20 protein-coding genes are annotated in these 23,763 nt (G+C 65.8%); 5 read left to right on the top strand and 15 right to left on the bottom strand.

The window, feature by feature from the left end; translation table 11 throughout:
- The 3 genes from ACFWUP_RS05210 to ACFWUP_RS05200 form a co-directional block, all read right to left on the bottom strand.
- A partial coding sequence (locus ACFWUP_RS05210; protein WP_379230901.1) for a UvrD-helicase domain-containing protein occupies positions 1 to 925 on the bottom strand: 925 nt, incomplete at its 3' end.
- Positions 922 to 2,772, bottom strand: coding sequence for an ATP-dependent endonuclease (locus tag ACFWUP_RS05205; RefSeq protein ID WP_379230899.1), 1,851 nt, complete (start codon positions 2,770 to 2,772; stop codon positions 922 to 924). The genes ACFWUP_RS05210 and ACFWUP_RS05205, both read right to left, overlap by 4 nt.
- Positions 2,773 to 3,149: 377 nt before the next feature.
- Positions 3,150 to 4,277, bottom strand: coding sequence for a flavin-containing monooxygenase (locus ACFWUP_RS05200; protein ID WP_379230897.1), 1,128 nt, complete (start codon positions 4,275 to 4,277; stop codon positions 3,150 to 3,152).
- A 200-nt stretch (positions 4,278 to 4,477) separates the two neighbouring features.
- Between ACFWUP_RS05200 and ACFWUP_RS05195 the strand changes: the two genes are divergently transcribed.
- Positions 4,478 to 5,602 (top strand): helix-turn-helix transcriptional regulator, encoded by a 1,125-nt coding sequence (locus ACFWUP_RS05195; protein ID WP_379230895.1) that lies wholly within the window; start codon positions 4,478 to 4,480, stop codon positions 5,600 to 5,602.
- 177 nt (positions 5,603 to 5,779) lie between these two features.
- On the opposite strand, the gene ACFWUP_RS05190 is transcribed toward ACFWUP_RS05195, so the two are convergent.
- A complete protein-coding gene (locus tag ACFWUP_RS05190) occupies positions 5,780 to 7,843 on the bottom strand; it encodes a hypothetical protein (RefSeq protein ID WP_379230893.1) in 2,064 nt (687 codons plus the stop codon).
- Between the two features lie 122 nt (positions 7,844 to 7,965).
- On the opposite strand from ACFWUP_RS05190, the gene ACFWUP_RS05185 reads away from it, so the two are divergent.
- Positions 7,966 to 8,181, top strand: a complete 216-nt coding sequence (locus tag ACFWUP_RS05185) for a hypothetical protein (protein ID WP_379230891.1) — start codon at positions 7,966 to 7,968, stop codon at positions 8,179 to 8,181.
- A 66-nt stretch (positions 8,182 to 8,247) separates the two neighbouring features.
- Here ACFWUP_RS05185 and ACFWUP_RS05180 read toward each other — a convergent pair whose 3' ends face one another.
- The gene (locus ACFWUP_RS05180; protein ID WP_379230889.1) at positions 8,248 to 9,519 is read right to left on the bottom strand and encodes a hypothetical protein; all 1,272 of its coding nucleotides are present in this window, start codon (positions 9,517 to 9,519) and stop codon (positions 8,248 to 8,250) included.
- 471 nt (positions 9,520 to 9,990) lie between these two features.
- Between ACFWUP_RS05180 and ACFWUP_RS05175 the strand changes: the two genes are divergently transcribed.
- Entirely contained in the window at positions 9,991 to 10,308 is a 318-nt protein-coding gene (locus ACFWUP_RS05175) for a type II toxin-antitoxin system Phd/YefM family antitoxin (RefSeq protein WP_379230887.1), read from the top strand.
- Entirely contained in the window at positions 10,305 to 10,727 is a 423-nt protein-coding gene (locus ACFWUP_RS05170; protein WP_379230885.1) for a type II toxin-antitoxin system VapC family toxin, read from the top strand. The genes ACFWUP_RS05175 and ACFWUP_RS05170 overlap by 4 nt, the downstream gene beginning before the upstream one ends.
- Positions 10,728 to 10,761: 34 nt before the next feature.
- Here the strand turns inward: ACFWUP_RS05170 and ACFWUP_RS05165 are convergent, their stop codons facing one another.
- The gene (locus ACFWUP_RS05165; protein WP_379230883.1) at positions 10,762 to 11,958 is read right to left on the bottom strand and encodes a polysaccharide deacetylase; all 1,197 of its coding nucleotides are present in this window, start codon (positions 11,956 to 11,958) and stop codon (positions 10,762 to 10,764) included.
- Between the two features lie 171 nt (positions 11,959 to 12,129).
- Here ACFWUP_RS05165 and ACFWUP_RS05160 point away from each other — a divergent pair, with 171 nt between their 5' ends.
- Complete coding sequence (locus ACFWUP_RS05160) at positions 12,130 to 12,540, top strand: hypothetical protein (protein ID WP_379230881.1); 411 nt, start codon at positions 12,130 to 12,132, stop codon at positions 12,538 to 12,540.
- Between the two features lie 16 nt (positions 12,541 to 12,556).
- On the opposite strand, the gene ACFWUP_RS05155 is transcribed toward ACFWUP_RS05160, so the two are convergent.
- From ACFWUP_RS05155 to ACFWUP_RS05115, 9 genes are all read right to left on the bottom strand, one after another.
- Positions 12,557 to 13,477 carry an SMI1/KNR4 family protein gene (locus ACFWUP_RS05155; protein WP_379230879.1) on the bottom strand — a complete coding sequence of 307 codons (921 nt, stop codon included), beginning with the start codon at positions 13,475 to 13,477 and terminating at the stop codon, positions 12,557 to 12,559.
- 24 nt (positions 13,478 to 13,501) lie between these two features.
- A complete protein-coding gene (locus ACFWUP_RS05150) occupies positions 13,502 to 14,902 on the bottom strand; it encodes a PQQ-binding-like beta-propeller repeat protein (protein WP_379230878.1) in 1,401 nt (466 codons plus the stop codon).
- The gene (locus tag ACFWUP_RS05145) at positions 14,899 to 16,248 is read right to left on the bottom strand and encodes a hypothetical protein (RefSeq protein ID WP_379230876.1); all 1,350 of its coding nucleotides are present in this window, start codon (positions 16,246 to 16,248) and stop codon (positions 14,899 to 14,901) included. The genes ACFWUP_RS05150 and ACFWUP_RS05145 overlap by 4 nt, the downstream gene beginning before the upstream one ends.
- A 152-nt stretch (positions 16,249 to 16,400) precedes the next feature.
- Positions 16,401 to 16,904, bottom strand: a complete 504-nt coding sequence (locus ACFWUP_RS05140; protein ID WP_379230874.1) for a hypothetical protein — start codon at positions 16,902 to 16,904, stop codon at positions 16,401 to 16,403.
- Positions 16,905 to 16,981: 77 nt separating this feature from the next.
- Positions 16,982 to 18,046 (bottom strand): hemolysin family protein, encoded by a 1,065-nt coding sequence (locus tag ACFWUP_RS05135; protein ID WP_379230872.1) that lies wholly within the window; start codon positions 18,044 to 18,046, stop codon positions 16,982 to 16,984.
- Positions 18,039 to 19,394: a hemolysin family protein gene (locus tag ACFWUP_RS05130; protein ID WP_379230870.1), complete on the bottom strand. Its 1,356-nt coding sequence runs from the start codon at positions 19,392 to 19,394 to the stop codon at positions 18,039 to 18,041. Before ACFWUP_RS05130 ends, ACFWUP_RS05135 begins: the two co-directional genes overlap by 8 nt.
- 282 nt (positions 19,395 to 19,676) lie before the next feature.
- Positions 19,677 to 21,113: a GuaB1 family IMP dehydrogenase-related protein gene (locus ACFWUP_RS05125; protein WP_379230868.1), complete on the bottom strand. Its 1,437-nt coding sequence runs from the start codon at positions 21,111 to 21,113 to the stop codon at positions 19,677 to 19,679.
- A 52-nt stretch (positions 21,114 to 21,165) separates the two neighbouring features.
- Positions 21,166 to 22,026 carry a DMT family transporter gene (locus tag ACFWUP_RS05120; RefSeq protein WP_379230866.1) on the bottom strand — a complete coding sequence of 287 codons (861 nt, stop codon included), beginning with the start codon at positions 22,024 to 22,026 and terminating at the stop codon, positions 21,166 to 21,168.
- A 144-nt stretch (positions 22,027 to 22,170) separates the two neighbouring features.
- Positions 22,171 to 23,628, bottom strand: a complete 1,458-nt coding sequence (locus tag ACFWUP_RS05115) for a DEAD/DEAH box helicase (RefSeq protein WP_379230865.1) — start codon at positions 23,626 to 23,628, stop codon at positions 22,171 to 22,173.
- Positions 23,629 to 23,763: the final 135 nt, after the last annotated feature.

The raw sequence follows: 23,763 nt of genomic DNA, 5'->3' as shown, positions 1-23,763 counted from the left end.
GTGAACGACCGGCGCTTACGAGGAGGCATGGGGACATCCTTCCAGCAGGACATTCGTCCTGCGAATCAGGTGTCCACTTTCCGGGGGGAGCCTCAATCTGCTCTGGCTTGTTGGCGTAGCCATACCGCCGAACGCGCACGCTAGTGGGAACCGCGATCGGCGTGTTACGTAGGACGGCATTGGCGTACTCAAGAATCCCTGACGAAGGACTGCGATGGTTGTCCGATGACAGGTCGAACGACTTCGGCCTGAGCACCTCCTTCGCCTCCTCAAGGCGATTCTCATCGACGCCGTCGATGTGGTCGAAGATCCGTTGGTCTGGGTCAGCGAGGCAAATGATCGTGCTTTGCGCACTAAAAGCGCGAACTACGCGCCACTGATCGGTGTTCGTGTCCTGGAACTCATCGACCACGACGACCGGGTATCTGGTGCTGTATAACTCGCGCAGATCGGCGCTCCGCTCAAGCAGCTCGGCCACGGTCGGTGCGAGTGTATCGAAGACGAATAGCGATTCCTCGGTGGCAAGGCGCCGCTTCTCGGCTGCCCACGCCGCCGCGTCTCCGTCGAAGTCCGCATGCACCTGTGCTTCCCGTTCCGGGGTAATGAATCGTGCTTGCGCGCCGGTAAGAAGCCGACCGTGGCTGCGCACGATCTCGAGAAAGAACGAGTGGAACGTTCTCACCGAGAGTATGGAGCGCTGCTCACGGGTCAGCGTGCCTTGCATCCGGTCGGCTACTTGACGGATGGCGGCCCTGGAGAAGCTGAGGAACAGGATGCGCTGCTCAGCCTGAAGTCCTGGTGTGCACTCTGCAGCCTTGAGAAGTGCGATGGTTGTTTTGCCGCATCCCGGTCCGCCCTCGATGACAATGTGTCCCGCCGCCGCGAGGATGGCTTTCCGCCGGTCGTCGAGTTCAACCTCTTTCACTGCGCAACGGGGTCGGCCCCGGCCTGCTGCTGGTCGCCTGGTGCGCCGGTGGGAGCTGTGCTGGCTCGTGCGCTCGCGACGATGTCGGCGTCGATTTCGAGCAGAAAGGTGACATAGGACTTGGGCAGTTCGCTGATGTCGGCGGCTTCGGCAACCAACATAGCGGCGTAGCCGTAGTACGCACCCTTGCGGGCGAGCAGCACCTTCTCCGCCAACTCTTCGGCAACCTGGTCCGCATCACCTTCGGCAAGGTAACCGCACTCGCGCGGATAGTCCGGCAGTGAGGCAACCGTGCTGAGGAAGGCACGTTTGGGACGGATCGGCATCTCGGCCATAAGTAGCTTCTCGATGCTCAGGTGCGGGATCTGCAAGTAGATATCAAACGCTTTAACTTGCTGCGGAGCATCGGGTGGGAAGGGGCCGTTGGGGGTGTCGTGGAGTCCGTAGCATCGTTTGCCCAGCGCTTTAAACACAGGACCGAGCGGTGGCACAGAGGCGTCGCTTTTAGCGTCGTAGATTGAGACACCGGCGAGGTCGAGATGGGTGTATTTCACGGCCGGATCGGCATCCATAACGTCGGCGACTGCGGGGATGACCGAAGCTTCGGTTCCGCCTTCAACCACCAAGACACCTCGACCGAGGATGGCCTCGGCGAATTGCCTGCGTTCCTCCCGGATCTTTTTCGGCTTCATCAAGCCGTCAAGATTGAACTGATTGCTGGTGAGGACACCCTCATCCGTCCGGGATAGCATCAGGATGCTCTCGGGGTCGAATCGCTCAATGACATATGGAGAATGGGAGGTGACAATGGCTTGCCCCATACGATCACGTACGAAGTCGACGAGCCGCCGCTGGGCATGCGGTGGCAGTGCGATCTCCGGCTCCTCCATGGCGAAAATAACCGCCTGGTCACCCTTCAGTTCAGCGATATAGGTGAGGAGCGCGAAGACCAGCAGGTTCAGGGAGCCCGTGCTGAGCCGGTTAAACGGGACGGCGTGGTGACCCGGTGACGCTGTGACGAACATGCGGAGTGTCTCGCGGATCGACTCACGGGTCAGGTCTGAAGGGTGAACTTCTAGCCCGTGGTCGTCGAGTGCCATGAACTTTCCGGCTCGGTTTTGGACTTCGATCAGGACGGTGTCGAGCTTGGACTCATCGCGGAGGTCGAGACGTGCCAGGCCTGCGCGGGCGCGTTCCCAGAGATCTCCGGTGGCCTGCTGTTCAAGGCGCACAATCGTGTCAAGCAATGAGCCACGCTGGAAGCTCATCGCCCGTGTTCCGGTGCGGGTAGTCCGTAGGTACAGGTACCCGCAGTAGCGCTTGTCATCTCTCCCGAACATGCGCCGGCCATCACCCAGCTCACTCGATTCGGGCGACAGGTCATCGACGACCGGGGCGGGGTTGGCGAAGAAGGTGTTGCCTTCGAAGTCGTCCTCATTCGGATCGAACCGACCCAGGAAGAGGAGCGGAAGGCACCACGGGTGGTCGTCGGCAGTATCGACTGAGTTGGGGGACCGGTCAGCGAAATCACGCTTGTCTACCGACCACTTTCGGGTGTAGTTGGCGAACCTGGTCTGCGCAGCGTCGCCGAGATCGACGAGAACAACCTCGATTTCGACCTGAGGAGTCACGTCCCCGCATGGCTGGTAGTCAGCGCCGAAGAAATCGTACTCGTCGATGACAGGGCGACGGAACAGACTTTCAGGGCCGAGGACGAGATCGAGTGCCTCGCAAACTGTCGACTTACCAACGCTGTTGCCGCCAACCAGCAGCGCGTCGCCGTTGAAGTCCACGCGGCCCTCGGAGACACCTCGGAAGTTCTTGATACGGACCCGACTGACGCGCACGCGGCACCTCCTGGACGTTCATCGGCCGATGGTCGGCGCACAACAGTCTCACAGACCGCCCGCCTTAACGAAAATGTCCTGATGTGAACCGCCAGTAGGATTTTGGAGGCTTTCCACGGCCTTCGCTGCGTTCCTGGCAGGCCCCGGTGAAGGTTCAAGAAATCCTGAAACCTATCTGGACCGGCACTTCTCACCACTCGTCACGAGTCGAAATTCCACGCGGCCCGCGGCTAGTCGAAATACCGGCCAACGGCGGCGGGTAGGGCGTAGCGTCGAATTTCCCGGTCATGTAGTCTGCGGTACCCACCATCGACCCGTGGCAATGGAGTGGCTGACGCCTGAACTGGGCCACAGTTCGGGACTTGAACCGCGGCGCCTCATCTCAGTTCCCGCGCGATCGCCCTGGCGGCACGGTGAGCCTGCTTGGCCGCAAAGCCGATCTGCGATGGCCTGGGCACGAACCCGATGAAGCGCAGACCCTCGGCGGCCGGCTTTTCACCGGTGGGATGCGGCCACCCTCGTTCGTCGAGCACGCCGAGATGACCGGCCAGCTTGTCGAGTTCCCGACGGAATCCCGTCGCACAGACCATGTCTTGCGGGTCGATTCGCACACCGTCGGCCAGGCAGACGCTGTCCGCGTCGAGTGACTCGACCCCGGGAACGACCTCGATGGACCTGTTTCGGATCGCGGCGATGACGTCGTTGTCGACGATTGCCGGGGCCACGCCGAGCCGAGCGCTGCGGGCGAAGATCCCCTCGTCGGGGATCGGCAATCCGAACTCACCGAGGTCGCCGATGGTCTTCTTCCGGCCGAATCGAGCGATGGCGTCCGCGATCGGGATCGGGGCGTGGTAGAGCGGTGTCGCGATGAAGTCTCCCGCGATGCCGCCGGGGCCATGGCGGAGCATGATGTTGGGTGGCGTGCGAGCCGAGAGCCAGACCTTCGCCGCGCCTCCGGTGGCGAGGTCGTAAGCGATCTCCATGCCTGAGCAGCCCGCTCCCACCACGAGGACGCGTTTGCCGGTGTACGGCAACGGGTTCCGATACTGCGATGAATGAACCAGTGCGCCCGGCCAACTGGGGCGTCCGGGCCAGTCCGGGACGAAGGGCTCATGATCGAAACCGGTTGCGACCACCACCTCGGCAGCGTCGATCGCACCGGTCGAGGTGGTCAGGCGCCAATGCCCGTCCGCGCGGTCGAGCCGTTCTACACGGCAGCCCAAGCGCAGCTCGATCCCGGCCTCGTGTGCGTGTCGCTCGAGGTGCTCGATCACCTGGTCCCGTGTGGGAAAGGTCGGGGTGTCGGTGGGGTAGGGGCGGTTGGGCAGGTGGGAGAACTGCTTGCCGGTGTTCAGTCGTAGGCGCTCATAGCGAGAGTGCCAGGACGAACCGACTCGATCTGCTCGGTCGATCAGCAACGATGTGATGCCCCGGTCGGCGAGGGCCACTGCCGCCGAAATGCCGGAAGTGCCGGCGCCGACGATGGCGACTTGATACTGGCTCATCGTGTTCTCCTCGGGTGTTGTCTTGTTGTCCCAGGACCGCAGCAGCGGACGCAGATCGGCAGGATGTCGTCGTCTGGGCCGGCATCGTCATGACACCAGCGTCGTCGTGGTTGCTTCTGCGTCCTATCCCTGAAATCTGGGGGAATTCACCCAGATTTCTGGGGTAGGTGGCCAGTAACCTGCTGCGATACGCTTCGGACATGTCGCAGAGCAAGCTGCCTCGCGTCCGCAATCACATCGCGCGTGCCGCCGCCGAGCAGCTGGACTGGGTGAGTTACAGCGCGCGGATGAGCGACGCCCTGCGCACGGTGATCCCGCATGAACGTTGCTGCTGGCACACCGTGGACCCGGGCACCATCTTGTTCACCGGCAGCGTCAACCAGAACATCGGGTGTTCGGGATCCTGGCTGGCGCACTACGAATACGAGGTCGAGGACGTCAACAAGTGGGCGTTTCTCGCGCACAGTGGCCGCCTGGCAGGTGCGATGAGTCTCGATACCCACGCGGACTTGTCCCGCAGCGCGCGACACCGTTCGCAGGCGGAGTACGGAATCGGCGACGAACTGCGGGTCTCGCTGGTGTCGGACGGGATCTATTGGGGTGCTGCGGCATTCCTGCGTGATGCCGACGAGCCGTGCTACACCGCCGAACATGTCGCCGCGATCGCCGCGCTGGCGCCCGCGCTGGCGACCGGTCTGCGCCAATCGATGCTGCACGAGGTCCAGACCGCGGTGACGACCCTGGACTACGGCCCTGGTCTGGTGGTCTTCGACGCCGCGGGCAACCCGGAATCGGTCTCACCCGCCGCGGAACGTTGGATCGACGAGATTGTCGAGGTCCCGGCGCCCTCGACGCCGATCGAATCGAAGGTTGTCCAGGCTGTCGCCGCCCGGGCGCGGGCGATCACACCAGGCACCGATCCGCTGGAACTCGCCGCGCGCTCGCGGGTACGCACCCGATCCGGCGCTTGGCTGTTGCTGTACGGGACCAGACTCTCCGGCGCCGAAGACGGTCGCACCGCTGTCATCATCCAACCCGCGACACCGCACGAGATCGCGCCTGTCATCGCCATGGCCTACGGGCTGTCACCACGCGAATGCCATCTCACCACACTGTGCATCCAGGGGCGATCGACCAAGGAGATGGCGCACGCGATGTCGTTGTCGGTCTACACAATTCAAGATCACCTGAAGTCGATCTTCGACAAGACCGGAGTACGGAGCCGCGGGGAACTGGTGGGGCAGATATTTCTCGAGCACTACGCGCCGCGCTGGGAGCCCGCGGCATCCACGCCATCGGGATGGTGGGCGTCGGGCATCGACTGAATTCGCAGCGCGCTACTGCCTCGGGGCCCGATCCGCCGAGGTCGGTCTGCTACGCCACAATCGTCGGGTGTCCGACCTCGCCCGTGCGCTCCGCGCCGAATCGCGATCATCGAGGTGCGGTACGCAGATGCAGTGTGCGGGGCATGATTTCGCGGCGCCTCGTCGTCGTTGATGGTGTCAGCGGCGCCGTTTGCGTGTGGACTTCGCGCGACCCGACCGGGATTTCTGCCGCAGCGACACAACTTCGGCGTGGCCGGGTCGACGTTGGGTCAGGTAGGTGTCGGCCACTGCGAGTAGGTCGGCGAGGCCGGCTGTGTCGGGGTGGCCGCACGCGTTGAGCTCGGCGAGCATTTCGCGGGCCTGCGGGGCGGGCAGTTCGGAGAGCATCGTCGTGACGGCGCCTGCACCTTGGGATTCACACAGTTGGATCAACTGCTCGGCCAGTCCGAGCACGCCTTCTGTCGGATCGAGGTCTGCCATGGCGACCGTGCCGTCAGAGACCAACTGCTGCACCACGATCGGGCCCAAGGCGGGGTCTGAGCGCAAGCCCTGCAAGAACGCATCGGGGTCAGCCATCGTGGTGGTCAGCACGCTGAGCATCGCGCTCGCGCGTGCCCGGAACGGACAGGTGCGTACCGCGTCGATCAGCAGTGGCATCGCCGCGGTGTGACCGCCGTGCGCGGCGAGCCACCCGGCGATCTCCGCCTCGGCGGTCGGCTGGCTGTAGTGCTCGGCGAGCATGCCGAGCAACTGGGCCGGTGGGGCATCGACGAGCTCACCGACAAGGGGTGCGTTGCGGCCTTCGTCGATCAGTCGAGCGCGCACCGCCCGGGTGGCCAAGGGCGTGAGTGAGATCAACTCGATGGGGCCCGCGTCGGGAGCCAACGCGACGCGCAGCCGATCGAGGACGTCAGGCGGCAGCTGTGCCTGCGCCGCCGCATCGATGGCTTCGTCCAGGTCGGACCGAAACAGGGGATCAGGGTCGCCGACGGTCAGCTCGACCGCGCCGATATCGGCCAGGTGGTCGAGCAGTCGCGCGAGATCGGCATAGACGCCCGTGCGTAGCTGTTCCTCGGTCGCGGGTTCGAGGCTGTCGAGGTAGTACTCGGCGGCACACGCGGCCCAGACGCTTTCGTTCAGGCGCACCACCGGCATCGGTTCGGGCAGCCCATACAGTGTGTTGAACACGTCCGGCAGCACATCGTCGATAATGCTCGCCAGCATCCGAGTGTGCTCACCGAACCACGTGCTGGGTGGGGTGAGCAGGCCCAATGCGGGTTGAGCGTCGAACGCGGCGGTCCACAACGCCAGCGGGTCGCGCAGCAGCGGCGCGGCTTTGGCTACCCGCACCAGCCTGTTCTTGACCACCCGCACGACCCGGATCTTCTTGGCCAGTTCGACCAAGCGAACCAACCCGAAGAGTTCGGTGCTGGACTTGGTCCGGAACACCCGTCCGCCGATGGTGGGGTCGCAGATGTCGCCGGTTTCCAGCACGGTCACGAGGTGGCGGGCGTCGGCGAGTTTGATCGCGCCGGTGGTGGTCAGCGCGCGACCCTCGCCCACCCAATCGACCAGCTCACGCAACTGGGCGATGAGGTGGGTGTGCTCGGCGGTCTCGGCCGATACCGCCTCGGCGGGCAGCACCACGGGCAGTTGGCTGACCGCGCGCTCGACCCGGCCGCCACCGTCGAGGAGATGCCGCGCCACGATGTGGTCGAGGAGTTCGCGCTCGACCTCGACTCGGCCTGTTTGTGCCGCGTGGAAGAAGGTGTTCATCGCGGGGCCGTCGGTGGGATCGATACCGCGTCCGATCGCGGTCATCACCCAGAATTTGGACAGCCCGAAGTTGCGCTGATCGGTCATCGCCGCGGCGAACTCAGGGGTCGACTGGGTGATCGCGCCATCGACCTCGGCGAGCGAGTCTCCGGTGGGGTCGGCGAGCCCGCTGGCGTGGAGGAATCCGATCAATGCGCGCAGCGAATCGGGAAACACCGTCGCGTCGGACGCGCTGACCGACACCGAGCGCGGCAGGAAAGAGAGCAGGAACTCCTTTGCCAGCGCGCCCGTCCAGAAGGCCAAGCGGCCATCGATGCTGTGGTGTCGAAAACCCAGTGCCGTCTCCACCGCGAAGGGGTCGACCGCGTATCCCTGCTCGTCGGCCCAAGCCACGCATCGGCGAATGATCAGCTGCGTGGCCGCTTCGAACTCGTCGGCCTCGTCGGGGTCGAAGTGGGTCCGCATCGGGTGGCTCCATGTCGTCGGGTATCGGCTGGCTGCACCCGGACCTTACTATCGCGACAGGGTGTGTACCCAGCGGCACTGCTCCGCGTTGCAGCTCCCTGCGGGCGAAGTCGGGCCGTACCGTGAGCCGACCGCTCATCGTCACCGATCACGCCCTCCACCGATACCCGACCCTCGAGACCTTTCCCGAGGTTCCGGCTACCCAAGAACACAATTCCTTCATCCGCTACCGAACACTCACCGACTTCTACCAGCGCGATACGGATCCGGTGCCCGACTCGAATCGCATGGGAGTTCAGTTCACCGACCCGGTGGAGTGGAGTCTGACCGCGGATTGAACCGGACGGTGGTTCTCAGGTCGCCTTGCGGTTCAACGAGACGTAGCGAGGTCGCGGTGGCGACGGTCAGCCGAACGACGAACTCCGCACCGGGCCTGGGGATTTCATCGGGGTGCGGGGGCCGATCAGCCAGCTGTCGCAAGTGTTCGTGACGAAACGTGCGACATCGGCGTCGAGGTCGGGTGGGGTTTCGCCGTCGCCGGGGTCGGGAGTGCCGTCGGCGCAGGCGATTTCATCGGCGATCTCGGTTTCCGGACGGGAGTCGGCGGGGACCGGTTCGAGGCCGTTGTCGCCGAGTCGTTGTGTGGGTGCCCAGGGTTCGATGATGGTTTGGTGCAGTAGGCCGCTGATGTCGGCGGCGACCGCGGGCGGTTGGGTCCAGCAGCTGGCGTGTTCGAAGAGGATCTGGCCGGGGGCGCGTTCACGCAGGGTTGCGGTGATATCGGCTGCGGCGGTGCGCAAGTCGTAGGCGACGACTACGGTTTCGGTGGCTCCCGGTTCGTATTCTCGGGTGGGGAGGCCGAGCACGCGGGCAGCGGCCAGGCCGAGTATGCGATCGGGCCGACCGGGCAGCAGAGATATCGAGCGCGGACGTTGGTCGGCTGCGGACAACACCAGGGCCAGGCGGTCGAGACTGTAGCGGCACAACTGCGGGCTGTCGCCGAGGTAGGCCCAGCGACCGGTCATTCCGGCATCGAATCCGTAGGGCGACAGGGTGCCCAGGTAGCCGCCGGTCAAGGTGAAGTGCCAGCCGCGCAGGTCCCGATGATCCAGCGAGGTAACGGCTTCGGCGCTGTCGGCGCGGGCGAGCATTCGTCCCACGCGGTCGCGGGCGAAGTCCCATTCGTCACCGGGTACAGGCAGTTGAGCGAACTCCGCCCGCGCCCGCGACAGGTCCCCGGACAGGATCGAGTTGTACGTCAAGTAGTACCGTTCCGGCCACGGAGACAGGGCCGACTCGTGCCGCAGGAGAGCCTCGACAGCTTCAGCGTGCCGGAATTCGTCTTCGAAGGCGGTGACCAGCTCACCGAGCGCCAGGCGCGAGGTGGGGTCGAGTCGCAACGACTCGGTGAGCACCGGGATCGCGGCGAACGAGACGCCGTATTCGATGCACTGGTACCCCAATGCGGTCAGCGCCTGAGTGGCGTCCGGGTTGTCGAGTACCGCGCCCGCGGCGGCCGCCAGATCCTCGAACTCCGCCGCGGTCGCCAACTCTGCCAGCATCGCGGCAAGCTCTCGCAGTGTTGTGCGCTCGACGGCGAAACGCACCGCACGAACCGATCCAGCCAGGTCCCCCTCGGCGAGCAGTCGCCGAGCTTCTTCCAATTCCATTGTCATCGCCGTCAATCTTGGGTGAGAAACCCATTGGCGGCAAACGGATTCGCGTGATCGACCCGAGCGGTGCGAATCGAGAGGCCCCCGATATCGGCAGGTGAGCTCGGGGCAAGGTGTTTCAACCGTCTCCGCGTGCAAGCAGTCAGAGGGCCCGGAGCTTCGCGACTCGGGCGGTCAGAACCCGGTCTCCGAGGGCCAGACTCTGTGCGGAAACACCGAAGCCGAGGGTGGCTCCGCTGACTTATTCGACGACTGTGCGACTACCCACCGTGACGAATCGGACGACGCTCGCGCATCAGGGACATCGTGACGATCGGCCCGACTCCTGGGATCTCGTGGGGGACTGCGCACCGGCGCGACAGCGCAACGGATTTGGTTGGGGTCTGATGACGGACAGGATCAGCGGCTGAAGCCAGCTATCGCGGTGTAGTAATGCCGTAGCTTGTCCGTAGTGCGCGGAGTAGGATAATGGCCATGACCAGCCCTGCCGAGCTACCCGAGATCCCGCAGCGCGAACTCCGTAACGACGCGAGCCGGGTGCTGCGCGAGGTCCGTGCCGGGCAGTCCTACACGATTACCGTCGACGGAGCGCCCGTCGCGGATCTTGTTCCGCATCGCCATGTCCACCGTCGAGCGGCTGTGCCGCGGGCGGAGGTGATCGCGGCCTTCGCGGGCCTGTCGGGTCCCGCTCGGGCACAGCTGGATTCTGACGGTCTGATCGACGACTCTCTCTACGACCCGTACGACCGGGCCTACCGACGCGGTGAGTTCGCTGGGGAGGGCAACGAATGACCGCGGGCCCCGCTCGCGGCATTGTCGACACGAACGTCCTGATCCTCATCGAAGATCTCGACCCGACGGAACTACCGGATGAGCTCATGATCAGTTCGGTGACGATGGCAGAGCTCGCGGCCGGTCCCCACTACGCCGCGGAGCCCGGGGAGCGGGCCCGCCGGATCGAACGGGTGCAGAACGCCGAGGCGATGTTCGAACCGATCCCGTTCGACACCAGGGCAGCACGGCGATTCGGACATATCGTTGCCGCCGTGCTGGCAGCCGGCCGCAACCCGCGACCCCGACGAATCGACCTGATGATCGCGTCGATCGCCTCGGCTAATCGCCTTCCACTCTTCACCGTGAACCCGCAGGATTTCGCAGGTCTGAGCGAGTTGCTGTCGGTTGTGCCGGTGACGCATCCAGACCCACGCTGAGGCGACCCACAGGCTGCAGCGCCCTCGGAATGGATCAGCGGTGTTCGTCGACGGCGGTGGCGGGGAGTTGTTGCCAGTGGGCGAGGACGGCTGGGTCCTGTAGGTCCATCCAGGCGGCTACGTCGGCGTGGGTGGCGCAGATGGTTTCGGGGTTGTCGCAGACCTCGGCCATGAAATCGGCGGTGGCGGGGTTGAAGGCGTTGCCGTTCCAGGTGTTGAAGTGGTTGGCGATGACCAGGGGTGCGCGGTTGCCGTCGAAGGCTCGCCGATACATGTAGTCGTAGGTTTGTTTGGTGAGTTCGCGGGCTCGGTGTGCGGTTTCGGGTTGTTCTTTCGCCTTGTTGAAGGTGACCCAGAAGTTGTAGTCGAGGGCGGTCTGGCGTTGGCGCAGGACGGGGGAATAGACGAACGGGATCGGGAACTCCCAGATTCCGTCGATGCGTTGCGGCCAGTTCAGGCCGGGGTTCGAGGCGGGCATCGATGAATCCCATGTCATCGCGTGGTGGTGCCATGCCGGAATGAGGTGGGGGAGTTGGCCTTCCAGACATTGAGTGCGGCCACCGCGCACCACATCGGGTCCGAACAAGAGGTCGGGGCCGTCGTGGAGATCGTTGTTGGTGCGCCAGTTCGTCATCAAGGCGAAGAACTGGTCGAGTTCGTGGATCCAATCCTGAGTGGTCCAGCGGTCGCCGTTGTATCCACCGCCCCGACAGAAATGGCCGACGTAGTGGGTGCCCATCTCGTGCCCGGCGAGCCAGGTTCGATTCAGATAATCGATCTGCGTTCGGACATCGTCGGAGTTGCCGCCGAAGGCGATCGCCGACTGCCCCGGTTCGTGACCAGGGCCGTGATAGTGGTTTCGGTTCTCGTCGGTCAGGAAATACAGGCCGGTCATCAAGGCGGTGAAGCGGGCATCGACGCGCTCGGCGACCTCGAGGAACATGTCCCAGTTCGGCGTGACGCCGACACCGTCGAAAGAGAACAGGACGAACTGCGGTGGGCGTTCACCCGGTGCCAGTCGGCGCATCGGCACATTCGACTGTGCGCGTTGCGGCGGCAGGACCCCGGGCTGCGCGACTTCGATTGTCGCGGGGGAGGAATCGGAGTCTGTCGAGATGGCGCCGTGCGATGGCGCGCACGCGGTGACGATCCCGGCGGCCGCACAGACAATGAGGCGTGCGATACGCGTACGTCGCCGCGGTTGCGTTCCGATGGACGCTCGGTCTCTCATGTCGACTCCGCTCAGTTACGACGCAGTCCGAGTGATTCGTCGTAACTGAGCTTCCCCCAGCAACACGCAGGATCCATCGATCATTCGCTCGGCGTGTCGCGCCTTTCATTGCAGTGGTGGCCCGAGCGCTGAGCGCTGTGGCATCGCTTGTCATCGTGGAACACTTGATTGATGCCGATTCCGACCGAACGTGTGCCGACTTGGGTGCATCGTATTGCTGCAGAGTTGGAGGGCTATCTGCGTGCCGCTAGTGCGCTGCCGCCACCAGCAACGACTACCGCCGCCGGGTGGTCTGCCACGTCTCCGGACTCGCCAGTGGAAGGGCGGAGCCCGTGGGTTCACATGTCCGACATTGCTGTTGACTGTGTTGGCGAAACGATCGTTCTCACGTTCACCTGGAAATCCGACGACCCTGATGATGCGGGCCGCTATCTACTTCCGATGACGACGATGGAGGCCGATGAAATCACCGGATCGGATGCGCTGATCACACGGTTGGACTACTTCCTCGATTCGCACTGGCGTGGCGATCACACCGTCGACCTCGGAAACGGTGTGGTGCTGGCTGTCATGGCGAAATGACAACGCGGGCCGCCGGTCAGGGCTGGAACTGCCAGTTCAGCTCGCCAGCTACGACGGCTGGTGTCCAGTGCTGGTCGAAGGGGGTGCCGGTTTCGAGACTGTGGGCGAGGTCGGCGAGCATCGCGCTCAGTGATGCCCACCGAGGGCCGGCGTCGTCGGCACCGACTTTGTCGAATTCGGTGATGCATCCGTGGAATGGTCCCGGCCTCGTGTCCACGAACAGTAGATTTCCGTCGAGTCCTGCGAAAGGTAAGAACTGAGGGAGGTAAGTTCCCGCGGGGTCGCCTGCTGCAGTGGCGGGCTCGCCCATTTCCTCGTCGAATTCGCCCCAGACATCGAGTTCCAGTTGGCGTTCCTGCACGACTCTGTCGAGATCGAAGAGTTCGTGGACCGGCAGCAACCTGAGCCAGTTTTCGCGGGAGAAACCGTTGATGTGGGTGAAGAGTGTCGAAAACTCTTCGGGCCAGGTGATTCCCGTTGCCTCGGCGGTTCGGTGGATCTCTTCGCGTTCGGCTCCGTTCACTGTCGCCGACGGCAGGTTGGCCTGTATCCAGGTGGCGATTCGGGCCCATTGTCCGGTGACTGAACTCGGTTGCGTTGTCGACATCGTTGGCCCGGTTGCTTGCGGTGCGGTGGGTGGGGTGTTCAACAACCGGGTGCGTTCCTTCTGCGCTTCGATCCCGGCTTCGATTCGCCGACGGAGTTCGTCATCGGGTAGGTCCGGGTCGTCGAACCCGTGCACGGTGGCGATCTCGTTCCCCAGTCGGAGCTGGACGACCTCGTTCACCGAAACACCGCTTTCGTCGCGCGCGATCGCGCGCCCGGCCGTGATGAGCTCCCGGACGGCTGTGTCGCGGTCAGGGGCGCTGCCGGAACGCCGGTTGCCGGTTGCTTGTGCGACGTTCCAGCAGGAGACGTCCCAGTTCGTCGTTGCCATCGGTTCCTTTCGAGAAGCTAGCGGTCAGTCGAAGGGGCGTAGGCCGAGCATTGTTCGGGCTGAGGCGAGGACGAAGCGGCCGTTACCGGTGGGCGCGAGTGCGGTGTTGCCCGCGAGGGCGTCGCGGTCGGCGTTCACGGCACGGAACGGGATGTCCCAGAGGGTTCGGCCGGTGCGCACGTCGAGGGCCCAGAGTCCGGTGGAGTCGGACAGGATCGCTGGGGAGTCGTCATTGCTGCTCACGGTGCCGGATCGGTCATTGACGTTGCGCCACAGCGTTTCTCCGGTGTGTAGGTCCAGGCCGGACCAGGTGTCACTGCTCGGATCGTGCAGGATGGCGACCTCTCCCAGGATCGCGACGGCGGTGCCGCGCTGGGTGGTCCCTCCGTCGTTGGCGGGACCGGTGTAGAGCAAATCGGGATTCGTCCACCGCACAGTGCCATCTCGGCGGTCGAATGCCTTGTCTGCCAACAAAATCGGGATCGAGTCGTCGGCAGGATCGTCGACAGACAGGCTGTGGGCGGCGCTGTGGGAGGTGGTGGCCAGAACTTGGCCCGTGCGGTCGAGGACGTCGGTTCCGGTGATCTGGTAGCCGCTGCACTGAGTGTGGATGCGTTCGACCAGTGCCGGTTCGGTGATGGTGACACGCGAACAGCCGTCGAGTTGGGCTGTCCACGTGGGGGTTCCGGTATCCAGGTCGAATCCGGCCAGGTCGGCGCCGAGTGCGATCAGCCCTTGGCCGTGGGTGACATCGAGCGCGTCGCTCGGCATGTCCTCCCAGCTGGTACCGACCTCGAACGGACGCGACCAATGGGAATCCGGATCGGCGAGGACGCCCGAATGTACACGGACATCATCGGATTCGACATCGCCTTCGGCGACGAAGAGCCGTCCGTCGTTGACGGCGAGCGCGAAAATGTTCCAGTCGACAGGGGTTCGGGTGACGGCTCCGTCGGTGATGTCGTAGCCGACCAATGCCGCTGATCGTGACAACGGGTCGGTGAAGCAGACGAGTTGGCCGTCGAGAGGGACGGCCGCGCAACCACTCAACTCCGCAGCGGGTGCGTGCCAGCGTGTTTCACCGGTGGCGGCATCGATGCCGTACATGACCGCGTCGCGTAGCTCGATGGATTCGTCGGTCGAGACTCCGACAACCGTGATCAGGGTGTCGCCGGCATCGATGAATCCGGGTCCGCCGAGGTTGATGCTCGTGCTGTGGACGGGGGAGCGGAACTCGGCGAACTGTTGTCCGAGCATCGCAGCGGCATCGATCGACCACGCCAATCCTGGTGCCACGTCGTTGGTTCCGGTGATCTTGCGAAGCGGATCGGGCGGCTGGAGTAGGACCGCAGCCGCGCCCGCGCTGGTCACTACTGCCGCGACGGCGGCAACAACGAGTTCCCGAATTCCCGCGCGGCGAGTCATGAGACAACGTCCAGACCGGGTGTTAGCGCGATGGTTTCGAGCTGGGAGAAGGGGAGAGGCTCGGTTGGCGCGGTGGCGGTTGATGTGACGCGAACCTGAGTCCCGGAGGTGTTGGTGACGATCACCGTGCGCGTGGACTCGACTTGCGGGGGTTGGCTCATCACGGTGAGTTCGAGCTCCTGGGTTTCGACAACTGCCCCATCCGGCAATGTTCGTGACGTGATTCGGACGCCGTCCCGGGATGGGGTTGTGCTCTCGGCGCTCAGAGCCTGGCCGGTTACGAGGGAGATAGCCAGGCGAGAAGTCCCGCCGTCGTTCGTGGCATGGACGGTCTGGCACAAGCCGCCATCATTGAACTCACCCAGCCGGAGATCGCCCAGCGGGTAGTCGAACGTCGTGCCGTCAAGCCGCACACCGGCCAGGACAGTGTTCAGCCGTTTCGCAGTCATCTCAGGGATCGGATCAGGCTGATCGACAGGGGCCGAACAGGACTCCGGTGGCGTGGGCGTGCCCGCGGGTACTGGTGCAGTGGCTCGCACAGCCGGTGTTGTTGCCAGCGCGACCATTTCGTCGCGAGTCATGGGCACTGTCCCCGACGGGCGGCCGCCCGCACTCGGGGCATCGGTGCCGTAGACCGATACCACATCGCCGTCGGGCGAATACGCGATGGCGACACGAGAAGTCGTGCGAACATCGTCGGTTTCCGACCAGGTGTCTTGGAGGTCGACGGTGGTGCCGTCAGCGAGGACGCGGCGTTCATCGAGCTGTCCCGCGACACAGGGTGGGATCGCGGCTCCGGATTTTCGCACCGATACCGAGAGCGACCCCGTCTGATCCCCGCGACGTATTGATGCCTGGGCTGAGGTCGTCCCGGCGAACGGTTGCTCGGCATCCCCGAGGATCGGTTGGAAGAACAGCGACCGGTCGAACGATGCCCACTCGACGACAACACCGCTCGGCAATGCCGTACGCAGGGCGTTCGACATGGCGACAGCCTTCGGTCCCGAGAACCACGGGAAGGAAGGATTGTCGTAGCCGAACTCGGACGAGGAGCCCCAGGTCGCGAACCCGCCTTCGGCCACCGGTGGTTCGACCTTGTCGCATCCGGGAATCTGTGTCGGATAGACGATCGGTGGTGTGCGGTAGGTGTGGGTGACCGGCGGTGGCGTCGTTACTCGGAGACTGGACGGTGGCGCGGTGGTCAGCTCGGGTTCCGGGTCGTGCAACAGCCCGCTGACGATCACACCGCCGGCTACCGCGGAGACGCACCACAATCCGACTGTCCACGCGGTGATCGACTTCGACGGCGTGGACGGTTGGGGCTCATCTGTCGTGCTTTCCGGCATCGGAGGTTCCTTCGCTGTCCATGGCACGCGCGAGCAGGCGGTGCACACGGCGCGACAGATCAGCCTAGCAATCGGTCAGAAAACCTCTAGCCCGGCGGGCGTGAACACGAAACCGGCGAAATCGAACCTCGACACCATCACTTGATCGGGTGTTATCGACCTGACTGGTGCTTGGTTTGGCGTGATGGTTCGGGTTCTGTTGTCGGCCAGATCTGTATTCGGTAGTCCTCGACGGGTTCACCGAAGACTGGCCCGTCCCATTCGATCTCTTTGCCGCGAGCGTAGATTCGCACGCGATATCGGTGGGCACCCGCAGGTGTGAGCCGCCGCCCCTTGTCCTCCGGTATCGCTTGTTCGGGCACTCCGTATACCAGCGACCACACCGCGATCCCGACATCGCGGTCGTATACGAGGTCGCCTTCGGCGGCGTCTTCCCCGTCGGCGTCGTCGTATCGGGGCGGGGAATCGTGTATCTGTAGTTCGACATTGACGGGTCCGGCGCGAGTGCCGACGAGGATTACGACTGTGTCGTCGGCAAATATGGCCAGGGGCAGCTCAGGATACTGGCCGTTGATCAGTTCGCGGTTGCAGTCCGGGGCAAGTAGAAACTGGTGGTATTCAGTTCCGACAACCTTTCGATGGCTGTCGACCAGCATTCTGTTGCCTTCCGCTAGCGACCTGGCCGAGATTTCGGAACCATTGATCAGTCGGTCGTGACGTTGGTGAATCGCGTCTACTCGGCATTGCGGTGGGTGCCATCTCGGACGGTGCCGACGAACTCCTCGATCAGGTCCTCCAAGGCGACGACGCCCACGGTGTTGCCGCGGCTGTCCACCACTCGGCCCAGGTGAGAACTGGTGCGGCGTAAGCGGGCCAGCGCTTCGTACAGCGGAGTTCCGGTGCTCACGGTGGGGAGGGGGCGGATGTCGGTGCGGGGGATGACGGTGTCGGGGCCCGCGTTGTCGTCGGCTACCTCGTCGAGGACGTCCTTGATGTGGAGGTAGCCGACCAGGGAGCCGTCGGCGGCGGCTACCGGGTAGCGGGAGAAGCCGGTTTCGGAGACCGCGGCTTCGACTTCGCCGAGGGTGGTTCCGTTGCCGATCAACGGGACCGACCTGGCTTGGGCCAGGGGAACCATGACGTCGCCGACGACCTGTTCGGAGGTGCCCAGCGCCTGGGTGAGGCGGCGGTGCTCTTCTTCGTCGAGGAGGCCTTCGGAGCGGGATTCGCCGATCATCTCGGCCAGTTCGACCGTCGAAACTGTGGCGTCGAGTTCGTCCTTGGGTTCGACGCCCAGCATGCGCAGCGTCATGTTCGCGGCGAGGTTGTAGACGGCGATCAGGGGACGGGCGAGTTTCAGGAACATCAGGTGGATCGGAACCAGTAGCAGCGCACAGCGTTCCGGGCCGGCCAGGGCGATGTTCTTCGGGACCATTTCGCCGAGCAGGATGTGCAGGATCACCACGAGGGTCAGCGCGAGCGCGAAACCGACGGGGTGCAGCAATTGGTCCGGTAGACCGAGTAATTCGAACGGGCGCTCGATCAGGTGCGCGATGGCGGGCTCGCCGACGCGGCCGAGCAGGATCGAGCAGATGGTGATGCCGAGTTGGGCGGCGGCCAGCATCATCGACAGGTTCTCGCCTGCCTCGATCACGGTCTGCGCCTTCTTCTTGCCCTGGGCGACAAGGGCTTCGAGGCGGTCGCGGCGGGCGGAGATGAGGGCGAACTCGGCGGCGACGAAGAACGCGTTGCCTGCCAGGAGTACGACGGTGAGCAAGAGTCCGAAGAGGTCACCCATGGTTGTGCTCCCGTTCCGCCAGGTTCGCCGCGTCGACGGGGATCAGGCGCACGCGGTCGATGCGACGTCCGTCCATTCGTTCCACCCTGGCGATCCAGCCGCCGCCGGAACCACGGGATTCGGGCAGCACGACTTCGTCGCCGGTCACCGGGATGCGGCCGAGTTGGGCCAGCACCAGGCCGCCGAGAGTTTCGTATTCGCCTTCGGGGGCGTCGTAGCCGGTCGCGCGCGACACCTCGTCGATGCGCATCAGGCCCGAGCAGTCCCAGCCGTCGGAGACCCGGCGGACATCGCGTTCCTCTTCGTCGTGCTCGTCGCGCACGTCGCCGAGGATCTCCTCGATCAGGTCCTCCATGGTCACCATGCCCGCGGTGCCGCCGTATTCGTCGACCACCAGCGCGACCTGCATGCCGTCGGCGCGCACCCGCTCGAGGACTTCGTCGCCGTCCAGGCTGGCGGGCACGATCGGCACCGCGACGGCCAACTCGCTCAACGGGATTCGCTTGCGCGACTCGCCCGGATGGGTGAACGCCTGCTTGACGTGCACCACGCCGAGGGTGTTGTCGAGGTCGCCGTCGACCACCGGGAACCGGGAGTAGCCGGTGCGGGCGGAGGCGGCGATGAGGTCGGCGATGGTGTCGTGGCGGTCGAGGGATTCGACCTTCACGCGCGGGGTCATCAGGTCCTCGGCGCTGCGTTCGCCGAATTCGAGCGAGCGGTCCATCACCTGGGCGGTGCGCTGGTCCATCGCGCCGCGCATGGCCGACGTGCGGACCAGGGAACCGAGTTCCTGGGGTGAACGGGCCGAGCGCAGTTCCTCGGCGGGCTCGATGCCGAGGCGGCGGACCACCCAGTTGGCGGTGCCGTTGAGGAAGCGGATGAGCCACTTGAACAGGGCGGAGAACCCGATCATCGGGCCCGAGGTGAGCCGGGCGACCTTCATCGGTTCGGCGATCGCGATGTTCTTGGGCACCAGTTCGCCGTAGATCATCGACAGCGAGGTGGCGATGATCAGGGCCGCCGCCAGTGAGATGCCGGTCGCGGCGCTCTCACTCAGGCCGATGCCGCCAAGCAGTGGGTCGAGCAGGCGGGCCAGTACGGGTTCGGCGATGTAGCCGGTGATCAGGGTGGTGATGGTGATGCCGAGCTGGGCGCCCGACAGCTGGAACGACAGGGTGTGATGGGCCTGCTTCACCAGCCGGGACCGGGTGTCACCGTCGCGGGCGGCCGCTTCGACGGTGCTGCGTTCCAGTGCGGTGAGGGAGAACTCGGCGGCCACGAACAGGGCCGTGCCGAGGGTGAGGGCGACGAAGCCGAGCAGGCTGAGCACGGTCAGAACGATGGACATCCTCAGCACCACCCGAGTGGTGCCGCAGGGAAACCGGGGGTTCGAACGGACGCTGCGAGAAGGAGGACGCCGGGTTTGTCACCCGGCTCCGTAGAGGAGCCCTCCTGTGTGGCGCCCTGGGACGCGGGTGACAACTGGATCCTTTCGAGGCGGGAGTCGAGCGTGTGCCGTGATCGGCTACTCCATAGTAATCCGTGCCCACCCATGATGTGTCAGCGGCGCGGCGCCGGACACGACAACGGCGGCCGATCGAGGCGTTCGATCGACCGCCGTGGACGAAGATCACCAGCCGCTGGGCAGCGGCCTTCCCTCGGCGAAACCGGCGGCGGACTGCACGCCGAGCACGGCCTTCTCATGGAATTCCGGCAGCGAGCGGGCACCGGCGTAGGTGCAGGAGCTGCGCACACCCGAGGTGATGTGGTCGATGAGGTCCTCGACGCCGGGGCGCTCGGGGTCGAGGCGCATCCGCGAGCTGGAGATGCCTTCTTCGAACAGGGCCTTGCGGGCGCGGTCGAAGGAGCTGTCGGCGGCGGTACGGGCGGCGACGGCACGCTTGGAGGCCATGCCGAAGCTCTCCTTGTACTTGTTGCCGTCGCGGTCGATGCGCAGGTCGCCGGGGGACTCGTAGGTGCCGGCGAACCAGGAACCGATCATCACGTTCGACGCGCCCGCGGCCAGCGCGAGAGCCACGTCGCGGGGGTGGCGCACGCCACCGTCGGCCCACACGTGCACACCGAGTTCCTTTGCGGCGGCGGCACATTCGGCCACGGCGGAGAACTGCGGGCGGCCGACACCGGTCATCATCCTGGTGGTGCACATGGCGCCGGGGCCGACACCGACCTTGATGATGTTCGCGCCTGCCTCGGCCAGGTCGCGGGTGCCCTCGGCGGAGACCACGTTGCCCGCCACCAGGGGCAGGCCGAGGTCGAGGTCGGCGACGATGCGCAGGGACTCGAGCATCTTGGTCTGGTGGCCGTGCGCGGTGTCGAGGACGAGCACGTCGGCGCCGGCCTCGGCCAGTGCCTTCGCCTTGGCGGCCACGTCACCGTTGATACCGACGGCGGCAGCGACGCGCAGCTTGTTGTTCGCGTCGACCGCGGGGGTGTAGATGCCGGCGCGAATGGTGCCGGTGCGGGTCATCACGCCGGCGAGGGTGCCGTCGGGGTGGGTGAGGACCGCGAGCTGGGCGTGGGCCTCGGCGAGACGGTCGAAGATGTCGCGCGGAGACGCCTCGACGGGGACCTGCACGAAATCGGTGAAGGCGACCTCGCGCAGGCGCGCGAACCGGTCGACATCGGCGCAGGCGGCCTCGGTGACCACACCGACCGGCTTGCCACCCTCCACGACCACGACGGCACCGTGCGCACGCTTGTGCATCAACGCCATGGCGTCGGACACCGAACGCTCGGGGTCGAGGGTGACGGGGGTGTCGGCGGTGAGCGAGCGGCTCTTGACGAACGCGATGGTGTCGGCGGCGGCGGGCAGCGGCAGGTCCTGGGGGAGAACCACGAGGCCGCCACGGCGGGCGACGGTCTCGGCCATGCGCTTGCCCGCGACGGCGGTCATGTTCGCGACCACGAGGGGGATGGTGGTGCCGGACCCGTCGACGCTGGCCAGGTCCACATCGAACCGGGACGCGACCTCGGTCCGGTTCGGGACCAGGAACAGGTCGTCGTAGGTCAGGTCATACGGCGGCTGGGGTCCCGGAAGAAATCGCACTTGATTAATGATAGCCGTGTGAGCACCGCGGCGTGCAATCCCCCGCTACGAATCAGCTCACGGGCCCGTCGGCAACGGCTGCGGTCCGGCACAGGGCCACCGTCGCCGCGCACATCACCACGACGCAGGCGCCGACGACGGCCAGGCCGAGTCCGTCGGTGCGTAGCTGCTCGTCGAGGGCGGTGAGGCCGAGGAAGGCGGCGGCGAGGGGTTCGGCGACGGTGAACGCGGGCAGTGAGGCAGAGAGTGGTCCGACCTGGAACGCGCGTTGCTGTAGATAGAGGCCGAGCAAACCCGCCGCCACCAGCATCCATGTCTGCCATCCGCTGAGTACCGCGCCGAGGCCGTCGCCGAAGAGGTGGACCACGCGGTCGGTCAGCGCGGCGGCGAGACCGAACAGGGCGCCACCGGCGAGGCCGAGTGCTAGCGCCTTGGCCGATCGGCTGGCAACCAGCAGGCCGACGAGGGTGGCCGCCGCGATGACGCCGAGCAGAATTGTCAAGGGCACCAACCACTCCCGGAAGGGCGCGTTGTCGTCGCCGACGGTCGGGTCGCCCACGATCAGGAACAGGGCGAGTGCGGCGACGAGGATCAGTGCGGTGGTGGCGGCGCGTGCGGTGATCCGCTGGCCGTTGAGTCGGGCCGACAGCGGGAGCGCGAAAACCAAGGCGCTCACCAGAATCGGCTGGACCACCAGGACCGCGCCGAAGGTGAGCGCGAGGACCTGCATCGCGTAACCGCCTGCGTCGCCGCCGATTCCGGCCCACCAGCGGGGGCTGCGGAGCAGGCTGCCCATGAGCGAGGTGCCCTCTGGCACGGCCGCGGCGGCCTGTTGCTGCGCCACGGCGGCCAGGGCGAAGAACATGGCCGCGATCAGCGCGCACACGATGGCCGCGATCGGATGGTTCGTCACGGGTTCAGTGTGCTCGATCAGCTCGCATCAGCGCCGACCCCGCGCACGGGAGTCGCCGGATTCGATCATTTCGGCGACCCGCTCACGCGGCACCGGGGGAAGAGCAGCGTGGCCGAACCGTAATCGGTTCGGCCACGCGATCATTCAGTTTGCGGAGCGGTTGCGGTGCCCGGCGGGGGAGGCCGGGCGCGCGGCGCGACGACGAGAATTCGTCGGCGTGTCGCCTGTGCGGGCGTGTCCGCCGCTCACCGAAGGCTGACGACTACGCGACTCGTGCGCCGGACGCTCACGGCGCGGGGCGCCGCCACGACCCTCGGCGGCAGGAGCGCCGGTGCGCGGACGACGGGTCCGCCCACCGCCGGTCGCCGAGCGGGTCGGCTGCGCGGGTGCGACCGGCGTGGCCAGTGCGATCCCGCTGGGCTTGCGGGCGCCGGTGATCTCCACCAGGTTCCGGTCGCCGGGGCGCACGTCGACACCGTCGGTGCGCACGCCCGCCTTGCGGGTCATCGCGGCGACGTCCTTGCGCTCCTCGTCGGTGACGAGGGTGACCACGACGCCGTCCTCACCGGCGCGCGCGGTGCGGCCGGCGCGGTGCAGGTAGGCCTTGTGCTCGGCGGGCGGGTCGAAGTGCACGACCAGCGAGACACCGTCGATGTGGATGCCGCGCGCGGCGACGTCGGTGGTGACCAGCACCGGCACCGACCCGTCGGCGAAGGCCGCCAGGGTACGCACACGGTTGTTCTGGGCCTTGCCGCCGTGCAGCGAGCCCGCGTCGACACCGGCGCCGCGCAGCTGCTTGGCCAGGCGGTCGGCGCCGTGCTTGGTGCGCACGAACATGATGGTCAGGCCCTCGCGTGCGGCGATCTCGGTGGCCACGGTGCGCTTGATGTTCTTGTCGCGCACGTAGAGCAGGTGGTGGGTCATGGTGCTGACCGAGGCCTCGGCGGGCGCGGTGGAGTGCGTCACCGGGTTGTGCATGTAGCGCTTGACCAGCTTGTCGACATCACCGTCGAGGGTGGCCGAGAACAGCAGGCGCTGGCCCTGCTTGGGGGTGCGGTCGAGCAGGCGGGTGACCTGGGGCAGGAAGCCCATGTCGGCCATGTGGTCGGCCTCGTCGAGGGCGGTGATCGTCACGTCCGAGAGGTCGGCGTTGCGCTGCTTGATCAGGTCGTCGAGGCGACCCGGGGTCGCGATGAGCAGGTCGACGCCACGTGCGAGGCGGTCGGCCTGACGCTTGATCGGCGCACCACCGACGACAGAAGCGACGCGCAGGCCGAGCGAGCGGGCGCCTTCTTCGAGGGCCTTCTCGATCTGGGTCGCGAGTTCGCGGGTGGGGACGAGCACGAGGCCGCGCGGGCGGCCGGGCTTGGACTGCCCGCTCTGGGCCAGGCGGGTCAGCATCGGCAGGCCGAAGGCGAGGGTCTTGCCCGAGCCGGTGGGGCCGCGGCCGAGCACGTCACGGCCGGCGAGCGCGTCGCCGATGGTGGCGGCCTGGATGGGGAAGGGCTTGTCGATGCCCGCGTTGCGCAGGGTCTGCACCAGTTCCACGGGCAGGCCTAGTTCGGCGAAAGTCGGTTCGTTGGGCACGGCAGAGTTGGTCAAGGTGGCCTTTCGTTGGGCTGCGAATCGCGCCGAACGATGATCGGCGCCGATTACCCGAATACGCGCCTCGGCGTGAGCGGGGTGCGGCCCAGCAGGAAGGACCGGTCTCCCAGGATAGGCCTGTTCTGCCTCGGG

The organism is Nocardia sp. NPDC058658 (assembly GCF_042716665.1).
Classification (GTDB): domain Bacteria; phylum Actinomycetota; class Actinomycetes; order Mycobacteriales; family Mycobacteriaceae; genus Nocardia.
Note: the sequence above shows the minus strand (reverse complement) of the source record. Positions and strands in the feature narration are given on the sequence as shown.

Excerpts from the sequence above, each read along its gene's own strand:
- ACFWUP_RS05200 (WP_379230897.1), bottom strand. The coding sequence starts at position 4,277 with ATGAGCCAGTATCAAGTCGCCATCGTCGGCGCCGGCACTTCCGGCATT.
- ACFWUP_RS05195 (WP_379230895.1), top strand. The coding sequence starts at position 4,478 with ATGTCGCAGAGCAAGCTGCCTCGCGTCCGCAATCACATCGCGCGTGCC.
- ACFWUP_RS05190 (WP_379230893.1), bottom strand. The coding sequence starts at position 7,843 with ATGCGGACCCACTTCGACCCCGACGAGGCCGACGAGTTCGAAGCGGCC.
- ACFWUP_RS05180 (WP_379230889.1), bottom strand. The coding sequence starts at position 9,519 with ATGACAATGGAATTGGAAGAAGCTCGGCGACTGCTCGCCGAGGGGGAC.
- ACFWUP_RS05175 (WP_379230887.1), top strand. The coding sequence starts at position 9,991 with ATGACCAGCCCTGCCGAGCTACCCGAGATCCCGCAGCGCGAACTCCGT.
- ACFWUP_RS05170 (WP_379230885.1), top strand. The coding sequence starts at position 10,305 with ATGACCGCGGGCCCCGCTCGCGGCATTGTCGACACGAACGTCCTGATC.
- ACFWUP_RS05165 (WP_379230883.1), bottom strand. The coding sequence starts at position 11,958 with ATGAGAGACCGAGCGTCCATCGGAACGCAACCGCGGCGACGTACGCGT.
- ACFWUP_RS05160 (WP_379230881.1), top strand. The coding sequence starts at position 12,130 with ATGCCGATTCCGACCGAACGTGTGCCGACTTGGGTGCATCGTATTGCT.
- ACFWUP_RS05155 (WP_379230879.1), bottom strand. The coding sequence starts at position 13,477 with ATGGCAACGACGAACTGGGACGTCTCCTGCTGGAACGTCGCACAAGCA.
- ACFWUP_RS05150 (WP_379230878.1), bottom strand. The coding sequence starts at position 14,902 with ATGACTCGCCGCGCGGGAATTCGGGAACTCGTTGTTGCCGCCGTCGCG.
- ACFWUP_RS05145 (WP_379230876.1), bottom strand. The coding sequence starts at position 16,248 with ATGCCGGAAAGCACGACAGATGAGCCCCAACCGTCCACGCCGTCGAAG.
- ACFWUP_RS05140 (WP_379230874.1), bottom strand. The coding sequence starts at position 16,904 with ATGCTGGTCGACAGCCATCGAAAGGTTGTCGGAACTGAATACCACCAG.
- ACFWUP_RS05135 (WP_379230872.1), bottom strand. The coding sequence starts at position 18,046 with ATGGGTGACCTCTTCGGACTCTTGCTCACCGTCGTACTCCTGGCAGGC.
- ACFWUP_RS05130 (WP_379230870.1), bottom strand. The coding sequence starts at position 19,394 with ATGTCCATCGTTCTGACCGTGCTCAGCCTGCTCGGCTTCGTCGCCCTC.